Source organism: Corynebacterium sp. 335C (assembly GCF_053525695.1).
Map to the genome: position 1 here is coordinate 519229 of NZ_JASTTB010000001.1, position 15892 is coordinate 535120.

The 15892-nt window shown below is 73.2% G+C and carries 13 protein-coding genes; 7 read left to right on the top strand and 6 right to left on the bottom strand.

Going from position 1 to position 15892, the window contains the following annotated elements; all coding sequences use genetic code 11:
* Window positions 1-109 precede the first annotated feature (109 nt).
* Both QQS41_RS02275 and QQS41_RS02280 read right to left on the bottom strand, forming a co-directional pair.
* Window positions 110-748 (bottom strand): 3'-5' exonuclease, encoded by a 639-nt coding sequence (locus QQS41_RS02275; protein ID WP_448851070.1) that lies wholly within the window; start codon window positions 746-748, stop codon window positions 110-112.
* Between the two features lie 19 nt (window positions 749-767).
* Window positions 768-2630 carry a DUF294 nucleotidyltransferase-like domain-containing protein gene (locus QQS41_RS02280; protein WP_448851071.1) on the bottom strand — a complete coding sequence of 621 codons (1863 nt, stop codon included), beginning with the start codon at window positions 2628-2630 and terminating at the stop codon, window positions 768-770.
* Window positions 2631-2715: 85 nt separating this feature from the next.
* On the opposite strand from QQS41_RS02280, the gene QQS41_RS02285 reads away from it, so the two are divergent.
* Window positions 2716-3591, top strand: a complete 876-nt coding sequence (locus tag QQS41_RS02285) for a mycothiol transferase (RefSeq protein WP_448851072.1) — start codon at window positions 2716-2718, stop codon at window positions 3589-3591.
* A 129-nt stretch (window positions 3592-3720) separates the two neighbouring features.
* Here QQS41_RS02285 and QQS41_RS02290 read toward each other — a convergent pair whose 3' ends face one another.
* The 3 genes from QQS41_RS02290 to QQS41_RS02300 all read right to left on the bottom strand — a co-directional run bounded on the left by QQS41_RS02290 (window position 3721) and on the right by QQS41_RS02300 (window position 6850).
* Window positions 3721-4848 carry a SufD family Fe-S cluster assembly protein gene (locus QQS41_RS02290; protein ID WP_448851073.1) on the bottom strand — a complete coding sequence of 376 codons (1128 nt, stop codon included), beginning with the start codon at window positions 4846-4848 and terminating at the stop codon, window positions 3721-3723.
* 34 nt (window positions 4849-4882) lie between these two features.
* Window positions 4883-5602 carry an ATP-binding cassette domain-containing protein gene (locus QQS41_RS02295; RefSeq protein WP_448851074.1) on the bottom strand — a complete coding sequence of 240 codons (720 nt, stop codon included), beginning with the start codon at window positions 5600-5602 and terminating at the stop codon, window positions 4883-4885.
* A 216-nt stretch (window positions 5603-5818) separates the two neighbouring features.
* Window positions 5819-6850: a 3-isopropylmalate dehydrogenase gene (locus QQS41_RS02300; RefSeq protein WP_448851075.1), complete on the bottom strand. Its 1032-nt coding sequence runs from the start codon at window positions 6848-6850 to the stop codon at window positions 5819-5821.
* Window positions 6851-7280: 430 nt separating this feature from the next.
* On the opposite strand from QQS41_RS02300, the gene QQS41_RS02305 reads away from it, so the two are divergent.
* From QQS41_RS02305 to QQS41_RS02325, 5 genes are all read left to right on the top strand, one after another.
* On the top strand, window positions 7281-8249 hold the full coding sequence (locus QQS41_RS02305) for an ABC transporter substrate-binding protein (protein WP_448851076.1): 969 nt from the start codon (window positions 7281-7283) through the stop codon (window positions 8247-8249).
* Between the two features lie 3 nt (window positions 8250-8252).
* Window positions 8253-9251 (top strand): iron chelate uptake ABC transporter family permease subunit, encoded by a 999-nt coding sequence (locus tag QQS41_RS02310; protein ID WP_448851077.1) that lies wholly within the window; start codon window positions 8253-8255, stop codon window positions 9249-9251.
* Window positions 9248-10324 (top strand): FecCD family ABC transporter permease, encoded by a 1077-nt coding sequence (locus QQS41_RS02315; protein ID WP_448851078.1) that lies wholly within the window; start codon window positions 9248-9250, stop codon window positions 10322-10324. The genes QQS41_RS02310 and QQS41_RS02315 overlap by 4 nt, the downstream gene beginning before the upstream one ends.
* Complete coding sequence (locus tag QQS41_RS02320) at window positions 10321-11112, top strand: ABC transporter ATP-binding protein (protein WP_448851079.1); 792 nt, start codon at window positions 10321-10323, stop codon at window positions 11110-11112. Before QQS41_RS02315 ends, QQS41_RS02320 begins: the two co-directional genes overlap by 4 nt.
* Window positions 11113-11290: 178 nt before the next feature.
* On the top strand, window positions 11291-12007 hold the full coding sequence (locus tag QQS41_RS02325) for a hypothetical protein (protein ID WP_448851080.1): 717 nt from the start codon (window positions 11291-11293) through the stop codon (window positions 12005-12007).
* A gap of 399 nt (window positions 12008-12406) precedes the next feature.
* Here QQS41_RS02325 and QQS41_RS02330 read toward each other — a convergent pair whose 3' ends face one another.
* Entirely contained in the window at window positions 12407-13918 is a 1512-nt protein-coding gene (locus QQS41_RS02330; protein ID WP_448851081.1) for an acetyl-CoA hydrolase/transferase family protein, read from the bottom strand.
* Between the two features lie 462 nt (window positions 13919-14380).
* Here QQS41_RS02330 and QQS41_RS02335 point away from each other — a divergent pair, with 462 nt between their 5' ends.
* Window positions 14381-15484, top strand: a complete 1104-nt coding sequence (locus QQS41_RS02335; protein ID WP_448851082.1) for a GTP-binding protein — start codon at window positions 14381-14383, stop codon at window positions 15482-15484.
* Window positions 15485-15892 lie beyond the last annotated feature (408 nt).

Below are 15892 nucleotides of genomic sequence, written 5' to 3' on the forward strand. Positions count from 1 at the left end.
CGCCGTGACGGGGGCCACCGTCGTGCACGTGGCCCGGTTCCGCGTGACGACGGCGACCGCCGCGGCCCGCTGGACCGCCCGGCGGCGCGGCGCGCGCCGCCCCGCCGGCTCAGCCGTAGGAGCGCGGGATGCGCCGCGAGTCCTGGGCGAGCCACAGCTCCGCGCAGGCCAGCGCATCGTTCAGCGCGTGGTGGGCGCGGGTGCGCGGCAGGCCGTAGCGGGCGCGGACCGTCCACAGGCGCAGCTCGTCGCGCACCGGGTCGCGGCCCTCCATGCCGATGCGGTGGTACTCGCGGGCCATGGTGTCGGCGACGGGGACGTCGAAGCCGGCGCCGAACCAGCGGCGGCACGCGACGTCGAGGAAGCCCGTCTCCAGCGCCGCGTGGTGGGCCAGCAGGCGGCGGCCCCGCAGGGCCGTCAGCAGGCGGGCCAGGGCCTCGCGGGGCTCCTCGCCGGCCGCGGCCGCGTCGTCGGTGATGCCGTGCAGGGCGGCGGAGTCGCCGACCGAGGCGGCCCCGTCGTCGTCGCGCAGGATGACGTGGCCGGCGCCGCCGAGCAGGATGTCGGAGCCGTCGACCGGCACCCAGCCGATGGACAGCAGCCGGTCCGTCGCCGGGTCCAGCCCCGTCGTCTCGACGTCGACGGCGAGCCAGCGGTTGCGCTCCACCGGGGTGGCGTAGAGCTCCGCCAGCGGCCCCTCGGCCCGGCGCCGGTTGAGGGCCCGGCGCACGCCCGCGAATGGCGCCATCGTCCGCGTCACCTCCCCGTCAGGACATCTGGTGGATCGGGTACTTCGACGCCAGCGCCTGCTGCAGGCCGCGGATGACGCCGAACGCGTCGCGCAGGTGCTCCCGGTCCGCCTTCGGCAGGGCCTTCGGATCGACGTGGTTGTCCGGCTCCTCCCCCTTCTTCAGCTGCTCCGCCTGGTGGCGCAGCACGACGGCGGAGAGGAACTCGAAGGCGTCGCGGAGGTCGCCCGCGCCACGCTTCGACACCGTGCCGGCGCCGGCGCCGGCGGTGAGGCGCTCGCGGGTGCCGATCTGCGGCAGGCCGCCGGCGACGGCGAACAGCCGCGCCATCTGCACGATCGCGGCGGTGCCGCCCTTCTTCACGTCGACGGTGTTGGCGTGGCTGCCGCCCTTCTCCAGCACCAGGCCCCGGAAGAAGCCCAGCGGCGGCTCGCGGAACGTCGCCAGCTTCGCCAGGTGGCCGTGCAGGCGGGTGCTGCCGGCGGCGATGGGCACGTAGCTCGCGCGGAGCTGCTCCACCAGGCGCATGTCGCCGTGGATGCCGCGGATGTCGAAGAACGTCTGGGCGTGCAGCAGGGCGTCGCCGTCGGGGGCGGTGATCCAGCCGTGGAAGGTCTCCTCCCACTGCCCCACCGTCATCCGCCACTGCGGGTTGGACGCCATCATGTCACCGGGGCACAGCGGCTGGCCGCAGGCGTCGAGGCCGCGGCAGACCCGGTCGGAGAGCTCCGCGAAGTAGGCGCCGTGGGCGGCCTCGTCGTAGCCCGGGTGAAGGATGAGCGCGTTGTCCTGGTCGGAGGCCAGGCCCATCTCGCGGCGGCCCTGGGAGCCGAGGACGACGAAGCAGTACGGCACGGGCGGCTCGCCGAGCTCCTCCTCCGCCATCATCAGCAGGCGGCGGGCGACGGCGTCGGCGTTGGAGGTGAGCATCCGGGAGATCTCGTCGGGGCCGATGCCCCGGTCGATGAAGCCGGCGGCGGCGCGGCGGGCGTTGGCGGCGATCTCCGCGACGCCCTCGACCGTCGTCTTCCGCGCCAGGCCGGCGGCGGCGTAGACGGGGTCGGTCTGCATGGTGCTGAGGATGTCGCCGAGGACGATCATGCCCGCCAGCCGCCCGCCGTCGAGGACCGGCAGGTGGTGGTGGCCGCGCTCGCCCATGAGCAGCATCGCCTCCATCGCCAGCGTCGACGGGTCGACGTGGTTCGGCTCCGGGGTCATCACCTCGGCGACGGGGTCGTCGGTGGACCGGCCCGCGGCGATGACGCGGGTGCGCAGGTCGTGGTCGGTGAGGATGCCGGCCAGTCCCCCGGAGCCGTCGACGAGCAGCAGGGCGCTGACGTTCGCCGCCGCCATCGCCTGCGCCGCCTCCCGGATGGTGGCGGTGGCGGGCGCGGTGACGGGGTCGGGGGTCATGAGGTCGGCGACGCGGGTGCGCAGCGCGTCGCCGGCGGTGGAGGCCCGCATCTCGGAGGCTACGGCGCGGATGCGGGCGTTCTCGCCGCCGTAGTAGCGGGCGACGTCGCGGTGCCGGGCGTTGAGGTCGTCGAACACGTCGCGGTGGATGACCAGCACCAGCGAGTCCTCCACCGCCGTCATCGTGTACAGCGACGGCTCGCCCGACATGAGGGTGGAGTAGCCGAGGTGGTCGCCGACGTCGCGGCGGTCCAGCAGGGTGCCGGAGGCGTCGAAGACGTCGACGAGTCCGTGGCGGACCAGGAAGACGTCGTCGTTGGCGCGGCCGGCCGACAGCAGCTGGTCGCCGCGGCGGACGTAGCGCTGCGTCAGGCGCGCGGGCAGCGCGGCGAGCTCATCCTCGGGCAGAGAGGAGAACGGCGCGGTCTCCGCGAGGAAGTCGCGGATCTCGTCGAATTCGACCGTCATGTCGGCGGTCCTCTCCCCCGCGGCGTCCGCGGGCGTCCGGCGATGCGTTCATCCCCGATAGCGTACCGCCGCTACCGTGGGGCCCATGTCCCCCGCCGCACCCTCCTCCCCCGATCCCTCCGCCCCCGGCTCCGCGGCCTCCGCCGCCCCGGCGTCCGCCGGCTCCTCCGGTTCCGCCGCCCCGGCGCCGGCGTCCGCGCCCGGCCCCGCCCCGGCGTCCGCGTCCGTCCCCGATTACGCGCCCGACCCGTCGCGGCCCGTCGCGTCGCACGCGCTGCAGCTGCTCGATCGCCTCGCGCGGATCGTGCTGGAGCTTGACGACGGGACCGCCAACGCCACGCCCGCCGCCCCGGCCATGAACTCCCCCGCGGTGCTGCTGCGCCACGTCCTGGGCTCGGCCCGCTACTGGCTGGACCACGTCTGCCTGGGGCACCCGAACGTGCGGGACCGGGAGGGCGAGTTCTCCTGGTCCGGCCCGGTCGCCGACCTCGCGGCCCTCTTCCCCGGCGAGCGCGCCGTCATCGCCGCGGCGCTCGACGAGATCGCGGAACTCGACCCGGCGTCCGCGCCGGCGTCCCCGCCGACCGACCGGGAGCGGTGGTGGGCGGGCACCGTCGGCGGCGTCGTCGTCCACGTCCTCCACGAGGTCGCCCAGCACCTCGGCCACCTGGAGATCACCCGCGACGTGCTGCTCGCCGGGCTGCCGCGCGAGCAGGCCGCCCCGGCGGTCGTCGACCTGGTCATCGCGGAGCTGCAGGCGGCGGGCCATCCGGCCGACGACGTCCGCCCCGACGCCGTCGACGGCGGCCACGTCATCGCCACCGTCGACGGGCTGCGCCTGGCCACCGCCGACCTGGAGGCCGCGTGCCGCGACGCCGCCGATGAGGCGGAGCGGCGCGACCTCGTCGCCCGGCGCGTCGCGGAGATCGCGCGGGCGGCGCAGGGCCCGTCCGGGGACTGACGCCGCGGCGCGCCCACCGCATGCGGCGGCGCCCCGGCCGTCGGGCCGGGGCGCCGACCGTCGTCACGCAAACCCGCGGCCCCCGCACCCGCCGCAGCCGCGCGGCGGGGCGGGAGGCGCGGGCACCCGCTACATGTTCTCCGCGGAGCGCGCCGCGGTGACGAACCCGCGGACGCGGTCCCTCACGGAGGCCGGGATGCGGTCGTCGTCGAGGTTGAGGAAGCCCTGGACGATGAGGTCGCGGGCGCCGTCCTCGTCGAGGCCGAGGGCCATCAGGTAGTCCAGCTTCTCGTCGTCGATCATGCCGACCGACGCCTCATGCGACAGCTGGCCGCGGGCGGTCGCCGCGTCGAGCGCCGGCACGGACTCGATGGCGCCGCCCTCGCGGAGCATCAGGCCGTCGCACTCGAGGAAGCCCCGCACGTCCGGGACCTCGCCGCGCAGCGTCGTGCGGTTGCGGATGACGCCGCCGTCGCTGACCATGCGCGACACCTCCTCGGCCTGGGCGTCCTTGCCCGCCAGCACCGTCGTCGACGTCATGTCGCGCTCGGTGCCCTCCGGGGCGAAGACGATGGAGTGCGAGGAGCAGGCCGACCCCGCGCCGACGATCGTCCGGGAGTCGGACACGCAGCGGCGCAGCCCGGACACGGCGACGGAGACGGACGCCGAGGAGGCGTTCTCCCCCATCTTCGTGCGGTCGTAGCAGTGGACCTCCATCTCGGGGCCCCAGCGGTCCACGTCGACGGAGCGGACCTGCGCGCCGTCGCCGATGAACGTCTCGTTCACCGACACGTGCGTGCCGTGGGTCAGCGCCGGCGCCACCGAGGAGCCGGACACGCAGTCGACGACCGCGCCCTTGCCGATGACGGTGATGTCGTGGACGAACTGGCGTTCCTGCGGCACCGTCATGACGGTGAAGGACTGCGACGGCATCTCGACGTGCGCGCCGTCGCGGACCCACTTGAAGGTGCCGAGGGGTTCGCGGGTGGATTCGAACGCCCGGCGGAGGACCTCGTCCTCGTCCGGGTCGATGAGGCTGAACATCAGCCCCTGGACCCACGGGATCTCCTCCAGCGCCTGCGCCAGCGGCATGACGACGACGTCGTCGTCCCGCGAGGCGAGGGTGTTGAAGCCGTGGTCCACGAGGACGGTGGTGGAGGAACGCTTCTCCTCCGGCGACCAGCCGACCGAGGTGAGGAGGTCGGCCGTGGCGGTGGCGGGGCCCAGGCCCCGCGTCGCGGCGAGTTCGGTGCTCATTGTTCTGGCCTTTCCGGTGGTGAGCTGGCTGGGGTCACGCGGCGGGGTAGCCGTCGCGGCGGATCTCCTCGAACATCTCGCGCGGGTCGCCGGAGCGGACGATCCGCCCGCCCACCATGAGGTGCGCGGCGGTGGCGTCGACGTGGTCGAGGATGAATCCGGTGTGGGTGATGACGATGGCGGAGCGGGGCGCGCCGGAGCCGTCGGGCTGCGACAGCAGGCGGTTGACGGCGCCGCCGACGACGCCGACCTGCTGCAGGTCGACGCCCGATTCCGGCTCGTCGAAGAGGCAGAGGGACGGGCCCTGGAGCTCGAGCTTCATGACCTCCCACCGCTTCTGCTCGCCGCCGGAGAACCCGGCGCCGACGTCGCGGTCGGCGAGGTGGCCGAGGCCCAGGTGATCGGAGGCGGCGTCGACGCGGTCGCCGGCGCCGATGGCCTGCGCGAGGCGGCCGACGGAGACGCCCGCGATGGCCGGCGGGTGCTGGAACGCCAGGCCGATGCCGGCGCGGGCGCGCTCGGCGGCGGACGCCGCGGTGACGTCCTCGCCGCGCAGCAGGATGGTGCCCTCCGTGACCTCGAAGGGACCGACGCCCATCACCGCGTTGAGCAGCGTGGACTTCCCGGACCCGTTGGGGCCGAGCAGGATGTGGCATTCGCCCTCGCCGATGGTCAGGTCGACGTCGCGGCAGATGACGTGGTCGTCCACCGCGATGGTCACCCCACGGAGTTCGAGGAGCGGGGTCGCGGACATTGGTGCCTCCCGATGTCAGGAATGCGGAACAGGTTTCATAATTAGTGTACAGCCAAACCCCCTGATAGGCGATACCAAGTCACGTTCAGAGACCCGACTCAGGGGTGCTTTTCGACGGTTTCTCCACCCCCGTCCGCAAAAACGACGACGGCCCCCGGCCCGGGCATGGAACCCGGGGCGGGGGCCATCGTCACGCAAAACGCGCTACATGGGCGCCTACTTCTCGGCGAGCGCGGCGGCGATCCGGTCGCCGACCTCCGTCGTGCGCACCGGCGCGTCGCCGCGGGCGGCGAGGTCGGCCTCGACGGCGGCCTCGATGCGCGCGGCGTCGTCCTCTCGGCCGAGGTGGCGCAGCATCATCGCGGCGGACAGGATGGCGGCCGTCGGGTCCGCGACGCCCTGGCCGGCGATGTCCGGCGCGGAGCCGTGGACCGGCTCGAACATGGACGGGTTCGCGCCCGAGGCGTCGATGTTGCCGGAGGCGGCCAGGCCGATGCCGCCGGAGATCGCGCCCGCCTCGTCGGTGATGATGTCGCCGAAGAGGTTGTCGGTGACGATGACGTCGAAGCGCGACGGCTGGGTGACCAGGTAGATGGTCGCGGCGTCGATGTGGCTGTAGTCGACCTCGACCTCCGGGTACTCCCGCGCCACCTCGTCGACGGTGCGCTGCCACATGCCGCCGGCGTTGACCAGCACGTTGGTCTTGTGCACCAGCGTCAGCTTCTTGCGGCGGGTCATGGCGAGCTCGAAGGCGTAGCGGACGACGCGCTCGGCGCCGAAGCGGGTGTTCACCGACGTCTCGTTGGCGACCTCCTGCGGCGTGCCCACGCGGATCGCGCCGCCGTTGCCGGTGTAGGCGCCCTCGGTGCCCTCGCGGACGACGACGAAGTCGATCTCGCCCGGATCCTTCAGCGGCGACTGCGCGCCCGGGTACAGCTTCGACGGGCGCAGGTTGACGTGGTGATCGAGGGCGAAGCGCATCTTCAGCAGCAGGCCGCGCTCCAGGACGCCCGGCGGGACGCGCTCCGGGTCGCCGATGGCGCCGAGGAGGATGGCGTCGTGCTCGCGCAGGCTCGCGAGATCCTCGTCCGTGAGCAGCTCGCCGTTGCGGGTGTAGCGGCGGCCGCCGAGGTCGTACTCCGTCGCGTCGAAGTCGCCGACGGTGGCGCGCAGGACCTTGAGCGCCTCGGCGGTGACCTCGGTGCCGATGCCGTCGCCCGGGATGACGGCGATCTTGAGCTTGCTCATGACGTGGGATCTCCTTCTCACTATTTGGACGCCGTCACCGTACCACGGAGCGCGCGGCGCCGCGGCGGGGTGGCGGGGCGCGGGGCCGCTCCGCGGTGCGTGACGACGGGACCCGCCGCGGCGGCGCACGGGGCCGGCGCGGGCCATGCGCCGGACACGCGGGCGGCGGCGCCTGCGCATCTGTCCATGATTAGGAAAGGCTGTCTTTTTCCTGAACGTTATGACTAGAGTCCTGTACTGCTGCCCCCTCCGGGGCGACCCCTCACCCGCACACCGCAGCCGGACACGGCGGACGCATGCGGCCGATGCGCGCAGCGCACGCCACGGCGGACGACGGCGCCGGCCGCGCACGGCAACCGCACACCGCACGACGGTCCGCCCGGCCCCGCCCCACCGGCGACGCGCCCGGCGCGGCCGGGGGAAGGACCCCATGCACATCATGAAGAAGCTCGCCGCGGCCGCGCTGGCCTCGGCGTTCGCCCTCACGGGCTGCTCCTCCTCCGGCAACGAGGCCAAGCCCGCCGGCGGGGAGGGCGGCGACGCCGGCGCCACCGAGTTCGCGCACCCCAGCTTCGACGGCCTGACCGTCACGCTCGACGGCAAGCCCGACACCATCGTCATGGACTACTACGCCGCCGGCGGCCTCGCCGACTACGGCCTCGACCCCGCCGGCGTCTTCGGCTACGTGGCCGAGGGCCCGCTGGACAAGGGCCACGCCCGCCTCGACGGCGTGCCGGTGCTGGGCCAGGACGCCGACATCGACATGGAGAAGGTCGCGGAGCTGAAGCCCGACGTCATCGTCGGCCACGGCGGCCCCGACGGCTGGAGCTGGTTCAAGGAGGACGTCAACCAGCAGCTGACCCAGGTCGCCCCGTTCATGCCGCTGCCGCAGACCGACGACGTCGACTCCGTCCTCGAGCAGACCAAGCAGATCGCCGAATTCCTCGGCGGCGACGTCGACTCCGAAGAGGTGAAGAAGGCCGAGGAGGACTGGGCCGCCGCCAAGGACGAGCTGAAGAAGGCGCTCGAGGGCTCCGACCTGAAGATCCTCTTCACCTCCCCGACGAAGGACGTCGTCTACACGGCGAAGGACTTCCCGATGGCCGACCTGTTCGAGGAGGCCGGCGCCACCGTCATCGGCCCGGAGAAGCCGAAGGAGGGCAACCCCTGGGGCAAGGTCTCCTGGGAGGAGCTGTCCCAGCAGGACGCCGACATCATCTTCTACGAGGGCTACGACACCGACGCCCTCGAGGGCGTCGAGCTGTGGAAGTCCTACCCGGCGGTGAAGGCCGGCCAGGCCTACCCGTGGAGCTCCAAGATGGCCGACAGCTACTCCGTCCAGGCCGAGTGGCTGCGCGACGCCGCGGAGAAGATCTCCCAGGCGAAGAAGGCCGCCTAGCCCATGTCGTCGACGTCCGCGCGCATCGGCGTGCTCGTGGCCCTGGCCGCCGGCCTGGCCGGCGCCCTCGCGCTGAGCATGCTCGTCGGCGCCCGCCCCCTCTCCCCCGCGGAGACGTGGGCGGCGCTGTCCGGGGAGGGCCCGGCCGACGTCATCGACGTCGTCGAGCACTCCCGGGTGCCGCGGACGCTGCTGCTCCTCGCCGCCGGCGCAGCTCTCGGCGTCGCCGGCGCCCTGATGCAGACCATCACCCGCAACCCGATGGCGGACCCCGGCATCCTCGGCGTCAACGCCGGCGCCGGGTTCGCCGTCGTCATCGCGCTGATCTTCCTGGGCATGCGCGACATCACCTCCTACCTCTACCCGGCGTTCATCGGCGCGCTGGCGACGTCGGCGGCGGTCTTCGCCGTCGGCGGCACCGGCCGGATGAAGGGTGACCCCGTGCGGCTGACGCTCGCCGGCGTCGCCCTCGGCGCCGTCCTGTCGGGGCTCACGTCCGGCATGCTGCTGACCGACCCGGAGCTCTACGGGCGGATGCGCAGCTGGACCGTCGGCACCAGCGCCTCCGTCCCCGTCGAGTCGACGCTGGTGCTCCTGCCGTTCATCGCCGCCGGGCTCCTGCTGGCGTTCGCCAGCTACCGCTCGCTCGACGTGCTGGCGCTCGGCGACGCCGCGGCCGTCGCGCTCGGCGCCCGGCCGACGCGCATCCGCGTCGTCTGCCTCGTCGCCATCTCCCTGCTCGCCGGCGCCGCGACCGCCGCCGCCGGGCCCATCGGCTTCATCGGGCTGCTGACCGCCCACCTGGCGCGCGCCGCCGCCGGGGCGAGCCAGGGCTGGATCCTGGCCTACGCCGTCGTCGCGGCGCCGCTCATCCTCGCGGTGTCCGACGTCATCGGCCGCGTCGTCGTGCCGGGCGAGCTGCCCGTCGGCATCGTCACGTCGTTCGTCGGCGCGCCGATGCTCATCTGGGTCGTCCGCCGCTTCCGGATGGGGGCGAAATGACGGACCGCCGCCCGCTCGACGGCGTCGACCACGGACGCCGCGTAGTCACGCTCCGCCTCCGCGGGCGCGTCCTGGGGACCCCGGACCTGCGCGCGCTCATCGTCGGCGCACTGCTGCTCGCCGCGGCGGTGGCGCTGGCGTTCACCGGCCTGGTCACGGGGTCGGCGGCCATCCCCGTCGCCGACGTCCTGGCGGTGCTCGCGGGCGACGCGTCGCCGTACGCGAACCTCGTCGTCGGCGAATGGCGGATGCCGCGCATCGCGCTGGCGCTCGTCCTCGGCGCGTGCCTGGCCGTCTCCGGCGCCATCTTCCAGAACCTCACCGAGAACCCGCTCGGCTCCCCCGACGTCATCGGCTTCCAGACCGGCGCGTACACCGGCGCGCTCGTCGTCATGCTCCACCTGCGGCTGGGCACCGGCGCCACCATCGCCGGCTCCCTGCTCGGCGGACTGCTCACCGCGGTGCTCGTGCTCGCCCTGTCGACGGGCCGACGCAACGCCACCGGCATGCAGCTGGTCATCGTCGGCATCGGCGTCAGCGCCATCCTCGCCGCCGTCAACACGTGGATGCTGCTGCGCGCCACCGTCGAGGACGCCATGATGGCGTCCCTGTGGGGCGCCGGCACCCTCGCCGGCGCGAACTGGGGCAAGACCGTGCCCGTGCTCGTCGCCGCGGTGCCGCTGCTGGCCGCCGCCGTCGTCCTCGCCCGCGCCATGCGCGTCCTCGAACTCGGCGTGCCCGCCGCGACGGCCCTCGGCCTGCGGGTGCGCGCCGTGCAGCTGTCGGCGGTCGTCGTCGGCGTCGCGCTCACCGCGCTGGCGACGGCCACCGCCGGCCCCATCGCCTTCATCGCTCTGGCGGCGCCGCACATCGCCCGGCGTCTGACCCGCACGCCGGGCGTCGGCGTGTGGGCGACCGCCGCGACCGGCGCGTTCCTGCTGACGGTCTCCGACCTCGTCGCCCAGCGCATCCACCCGTCCACCCCGCTGCCCGTCGGCATCGTCACCGTGTCGATCGGCGGCCTGTACTTCCTGTGGCTCCTGCTGCGGGAGGGGAAGAGGAGCAGGGCATGACCCGCCTGCGCATCGACCACGCCGACATCGGCTACGGCGACCGCGCCGTCTGCCGGGACATCGACCTCGACATCCCCGACGGCGCCGTCACCGTCATCGTCGGCCCCAACGCCTGCGGCAAGTCCACGGTGCTCAAGGCCCTCGTGCGGCTGCTGAAGCCCACCGCCGGGAAGGTGCTTCTCGACGGATCCTCCATCTCCTCCCTGCCCACCCGCGACGTGGCCCGCGCCATCGGGCTCCTGCCGCAGCAGCCCGTCGCACCCGACGGCATCCGCGTCATCGACCTCGTCGCCCGCGGCCGCCACCCCCACCAGCGGCTGTTCTCCCCGCGCACCCCGCACGACGAGGAGGCCATCCGCACCGCCATGGAGCTCACCAACACCCTCGACCTGTCCGGCCGCTTCGTCGACGAGCTGTCCGGCGGCCAGCGCCAGCGCGTGTGGATGGCCGTCGCCCTCGCCCAGGAGACCGAGATCCTGCTGCTCGACGAGCCGACCACCTACCTCGACGTCTCCCACCAGGTCGAGCTGCTCGAACTCTGCCGGCGCCTCAACCGCGACCGCGGCCTCACCGTCGTCGCCGTCCTCCACGACCTCGCGCAGGCCGCGCGGTACGCCGACCACCTCATCGCCATGCGCGACGGTGACGTCGTCGCCGCCGGGTCGCCCCGCGACGTCGTCACCGCCGACCTCGTCCGCGACGTCTTCGGCCTCGACGCCGTCGTCGTCGACGACCCCGAGTCCGGCACCCCGCTCGTCGTCCCCCGCTGGCGGCACGGGCGGGAGTGATGGACGGCGGGCCGCGGGCGGCGCGGGCTCCGCAGCCGCCGCCGACGGCGCCGGCACCGCGGGCGCCGCGGGCGCCGCGGAACGCGCCGCGGCGTTCGGGGCGCCCGCGGCGGGGACCGTCGCAAAGCAACGACACGGACCACCGCGCACCGGGCGCGGGACAACGAAGGAGAACACCATGCTCGCCACCCTGTCCGCCGTCGCGTTCCTCGTCGCCGCGGTCTGGTGGACCGCCGGCGACATCCTCGTCGTCGGGTTCGCCGAACCGGACGCCGACGCCGAGCGCGACTTCGTCGACTACATGGGCAGCGACATGCACCTGCACCAGCTCGGCGCCTCCGAGACGCGGCTGAAGTGGGGCGCGCTGACGCTCGTGCTCACCGTTCCGCTGATGCTCGCCGGCATGTGGGTGCACTGGGTCGTCGCCGACGGGAGCGCGCTCGCCATCGCCGGCCTGGCGCTGCTGGCCTGCGGAATCTCGCTGGCGCCGCTCGCGCACGCGGCGTTCTACTACCTCGGCACCACGTCGCAGCACGCGCACCGGCTGTGGCGGCGGCACACGGGCGGGGACGCCGGCGTCGACCGGGCGGCCGTGGACTCCGCGCGCGACGTGGCGGTGGCCGCGCGGCGCATCCTGTTCTGGCCGTGGGTGCCGGCCGTCGGCGGGATGGTCGTCGGGCAGATCCTGTGGGCCGTCGCCGTGGCCCTGGGGCAGACGACGCTGCCGTGGTGGGCGGTGTTCTTCACCGGGCCGGTGTGGCTCGTGCCGTGCCTGCTGCTGCCGAAGCTCCCCTACCCCGGCAAGCCGTACCTCGACGGCGCGGCGTTCAACCTGGCGGCGCTCATCTGGGCCGTCGCGCTGCTGACGCTGGTGCTCGCGGGGTACACGGGGTAGGTGGGGCGGCCCTTCGCTGGGGTTAATGCCCTTTAGCGGGCCCAACGCACGAATGGTCCTGGGGTTTTGCCGCCGGATCCGTGGCGTCGGGCCCGCTAAAGCGCGTTAACCCCCATGACAGCTCGCATCCCCGGCCGGATGAGGACACCTCAGACGCGAGCCGGCGACGGAACAGCCACCGGCTCCGCCCGGCGCCGGCCCCGAACCAGCGCTGGATGGCCGGGACCACGCGGCCCGGACACGGCGAGGGCCGCCGCGACGACCGCGCGCCCGAAAGCGCAGGTCACCGTGACGGCCCTACGACGGCGCGGCAGCCGAACACCGACGGCGGCACGCCGACGCCGGGGCGGCGGCACGGCGACGCCAACGCCGCGACGCCGCCGCCCGTGTACCCCGGCCCTACTCCGGCTTCATCGAACCGTTCTCGAGGAAGCGGCGGTGGAAGTCGTACGACGTGCCCAGGTCGTGCGGGGTGTGCAGGAACGGCGTCGCCTTCTCGGCGCGCTCGACGTACTCCAGCAGCGCCTCCTTGTACATCGGGTGGGCGCACTTCTCGATGACGACCTTCGCGCGCTGGCGCGGCGCCAGGCCGCGGAGGTCCGCCAGGCCCTGCTCGGTGATGATGACCATGACGTCGTGCTCGGTGTGGTCGACGTGCGACACCATCGGGACGATGGCGGAGATGTCGCCGTTCTTCGCCACCGACGGGGACACGAACGTCGAGATGTAGGCGTTGCGGGTGAAGTCGCCGGAGCCGCCGATGCCGTTCATCATCCGCGAGCCGGCGACGTGCGTGGAGTTGACGTTGCCGTAGATGTCGGCCTCGATCATGCCGTTGGTGGTGATGAGGCCGAGGCGGCGGACGACGCCGGGGTTGTTGGAGATGTCCTGCGGGCGCAGGATGATCTTGCCGGCGTAGTCCTTGGCGTTGTCGTTCATCCGCTTGGCGTACTCCGGGGACAGGGAGAAGGCGGTGGCGGAGGCGACGGTGAGCTTGCCGGCGTCGATGAGGTCGACCATGCCGTCCTGGATGACCTCCGTGTAGGAGGTGAGGCCCTCGTACGGGGAGTCGAGCAGGCCGGCGAGGACGGCGTTGGGGATGTTGCCGACGCCGGACTGCATCGGCAGGAGGTTCTCCGGCAGGCGGCCGGCCTTGACCTCGAAGTCGAGGAAGTCGAGGAGGTAGCCGGCGATCTTCTTGGAGTCCTCGTCGACGGGCTTGAAGGCGGAGTTGCGGTCCTCGGCGTCGGTCTCGACGACGGCGACGACCTTGTCGACGTCGACGTCGATGACGGTGGAGCCGATGCGGTCGCCCGGGTGGTTGATCTGGATGGGCAGGCGGTGCGGCGGCAGGCCGACGGAGTAGATGTCGTGCATGCCCTCCAGCTCCTCGGACTGCCAGGAGTTCACCTCGAGGATGATCTTCTTGGCGGCCTTGAGGTAGGAGACGTTGTTGCCGACGGACGACGACGGGACGAGGGTCCCGTCCTCCTTGATCTTCGTCACCTCGACGACGGCGACGTCGATGTCGCCGAAGAATCCGGCCTCGGTCATGGGGCCGGAGTGGGACAGGTGGATGTCGGAGTATCCGGCGTCGCCGGCGTTGATGCGCTTCCGCATGGCCGGGTCGGACTGGTACGGCATGCGCCAGGAGACGCCGTCGACCTCGGCGAGGGCGCCGTCGAGTTCGGGGGCGGTGGAGGCGCCGGTGAGGACGCCGACCTTGAACCGCTCGCCGCGCTCGTGCGCCTCCCTGATGCGCTCGGCGAGGGCCGGCGGGACGACCTTGGGGTAGCCGGCGCCGGTGAATCCGGCGAAGCCGATCATGTCGCCGTCGTTGATGAAGGCCGCGGCCTCCTGGGCGGTCATGACCTTGCCGCGGAGTCCCGCGTGCGCGATGCGATCCGACATGGGTGGGTACCTCTCCTGTCCTTCGGCCGGCCGCGGGCCCCGGGGTGCGACGGTTCCGGGAGACGAGCCCTGCGGCGGGCGTGCGTGTCCGGGCGCGGGCCGCGGCGGGGCCGTCGGCGTGCGCTCCGGGACGCCCCCGATCCTACGCCCTTCATGGTGGTCAACAACGTTTTCCGGGGGCACCGCGCGAGCGTCCGATCACCCCCGCGCGGGGTTCGCGTGACGACGGGTGCCGCGCCCGGCGCGGCACCCTCCGGATGGTCGCGCCGAACCGTCTACGCGGTTCGCGTGACGACGCCTCCCGCGCCCGGCGCGGCGCCGCCCGCGCGGCCGCACGGCCCACCCCGCGCGGCGGCGCGCGCGGGCGGGGATCGGGGCGTCGCAAAGCAGATGACGCGCCCGGCGGAACCGCGAACGGGGCCCGTTATTGCAAACGCTTTTCATTAGGTAGTCTGTTCCGCCATGACCTCCACCCAGCCCGCCACCGCCCGCACGACCCCCGTCACCGTCCTGTCCGGCTTCCTCGGCGCAGGCAAGACGACGCTGCTGAACCACCTCCTCGCCGGCCGCGGCGACCGGAAGCTGGCGATCATCGTCAACGACTTCTCCGAGGTGAACATCGACGCCGACATCATCGAGTCCGGCTCCCACCTCACCCGCGGCGAGGACCGCATGGTCGAGCTGTCCAACGGCTGCATCTGCTGCACCCTCCGCGAGGACCTCGTCGAATCCGTGTCGAAGCTCGCCGAATCCGGCAAGTACGACCAGATCGTCATCGAGTCCACCGGCATCTCCGAGCCCATGCCCGTCGCCGCCACCTTCGAGTGGACCTTCGAGGACGGCCGCCGCCTCGCCGACGTCGCGCCCATCGACACCATGGTCACCCTCGTCGACGCCACCCAGTTCCTGGACATGCTGCGCTCCGGCACCGCCCTGGCCGAGGCCGACCGCCAGGCGACCCCCGAGGACGAGCGCACCGTCTCCGACCTGCTGGTCGACCAGGTCGAGTTCGCCGACCTCATCCTCGTCACCAAGACCGACCTCGTCGACGAGGAGCGCGCCCGCGCCACCGAGGACGCCATCCGCGCCATGAACCCCCGCGCCCGCATCGCCCGCGTCACCGACGGCGAAATCGGCGCCGACCTCGTCCTCGACGCCGCGCTGTACGACGAGGCCACCGCCGCCACCTACAACGGCTACGCCGAGGAGCTCGCCAACCCCCACACCCCCGAGACGGAGGAGTACGGCATCAGCTCCGTCGTCTTCCGCGGCGACCGCCCCTTCGACCGCGGCCGCCTCGTCGCCGCCCTCAAGTCCACCCGCGGCATGGTCCGGTCCAAGGGCCACTGCTGGATCGCCGACCGCCTCGAGTACGCGCAGGTGTGGAGCCAGGCCGGCCCCAACCTGTCCATCCAGCCCGCCGTGATGTGGGCCCAGACCGGGATGACTCCGTCGCAGGAGGTCGTGCTCATCGGCATCGACTTCGACGGCGAGACCGCGCTGAAGGCCCTCGAGGCCGCGATGCTCACCGACGAGGAGACGATGGCGCTGCTCGCGGAGCGGTAGGCGGGGCCCGGCGGGGCCGCTCCTCTTCCTGGTGCCCGGCCGGCATCCCGCCGTGTCCCCGCCGGGCGCAGCTCCCCTTCCTGGCGCGCATCCGGCATCCCCGCCAGGCCTTGCGCCCCCTCCTGGCGCACATCCGGCTTACCCGCCGGGCGCCGCTCCCCCTTCTGGCGCATTCCCGGCATTCCCGCCGGGCGCCCGGAGGGGGTTAATGCGATTTAGCGGCCTGAACGCGACACAATCCGGCCCGAATCCCCAGGTCACGAATCGCGTTTGGGCCGCTAAATCGCGTTAACCGTCTGGACGGCCTCGACGCAGCGCCGACGGCGGCGGACTCCCCTCCTCATTCCGGTCCCACCGGCCTCGGCAGCCCGTCCGAGCCCGCGTCGCCACCGTCTGATGCCCGCCCCG

Excerpts from the sequence above, each read along its gene's own strand:
- QQS41_RS02275 (WP_448851070.1), bottom strand. The coding sequence starts at position 748 with ATGGCGCCATTCGCGGGCGTGCGCCGGGCCCTCAACCGGCGCCGGGCC.
- QQS41_RS02280 (WP_448851071.1), bottom strand. The coding sequence starts at position 2,630 with ATGACGGTCGAATTCGACGAGATCCGCGACTTCCTCGCGGAGACCGCG.
- QQS41_RS02285 (WP_448851072.1), top strand. The coding sequence starts at position 2,716 with ATGTCCCCCGCCGCACCCTCCTCCCCCGATCCCTCCGCCCCCGGCTCC.
- QQS41_RS02290 (WP_448851073.1), bottom strand. The coding sequence starts at position 4,848 with ATGAGCACCGAACTCGCCGCGACGCGGGGCCTGGGCCCCGCCACCGCC.
- QQS41_RS02295 (WP_448851074.1), bottom strand. The coding sequence starts at position 5,602 with ATGTCCGCGACCCCGCTCCTCGAACTCCGTGGGGTGACCATCGCGGTG.
- QQS41_RS02300 (WP_448851075.1), bottom strand. The coding sequence starts at position 6,850 with ATGAGCAAGCTCAAGATCGCCGTCATCCCGGGCGACGGCATCGGCACC.
- QQS41_RS02305 (WP_448851076.1), top strand. The coding sequence starts at position 7,281 with ATGCACATCATGAAGAAGCTCGCCGCGGCCGCGCTGGCCTCGGCGTTC.
- QQS41_RS02310 (WP_448851077.1), top strand. The coding sequence starts at position 8,253 with ATGTCGTCGACGTCCGCGCGCATCGGCGTGCTCGTGGCCCTGGCCGCC.
- QQS41_RS02315 (WP_448851078.1), top strand. The coding sequence starts at position 9,248 with ATGACGGACCGCCGCCCGCTCGACGGCGTCGACCACGGACGCCGCGTA.
- QQS41_RS02320 (WP_448851079.1), top strand. The coding sequence starts at position 10,321 with ATGACCCGCCTGCGCATCGACCACGCCGACATCGGCTACGGCGACCGC.
- QQS41_RS02325 (WP_448851080.1), top strand. The coding sequence starts at position 11,291 with ATGCTCGCCACCCTGTCCGCCGTCGCGTTCCTCGTCGCCGCGGTCTGG.
- QQS41_RS02330 (WP_448851081.1), bottom strand. The coding sequence starts at position 13,918 with ATGTCGGATCGCATCGCGCACGCGGGACTCCGCGGCAAGGTCATGACC.
- QQS41_RS02335 (WP_448851082.1), top strand. The coding sequence starts at position 14,381 with ATGACCTCCACCCAGCCCGCCACCGCCCGCACGACCCCCGTCACCGTC.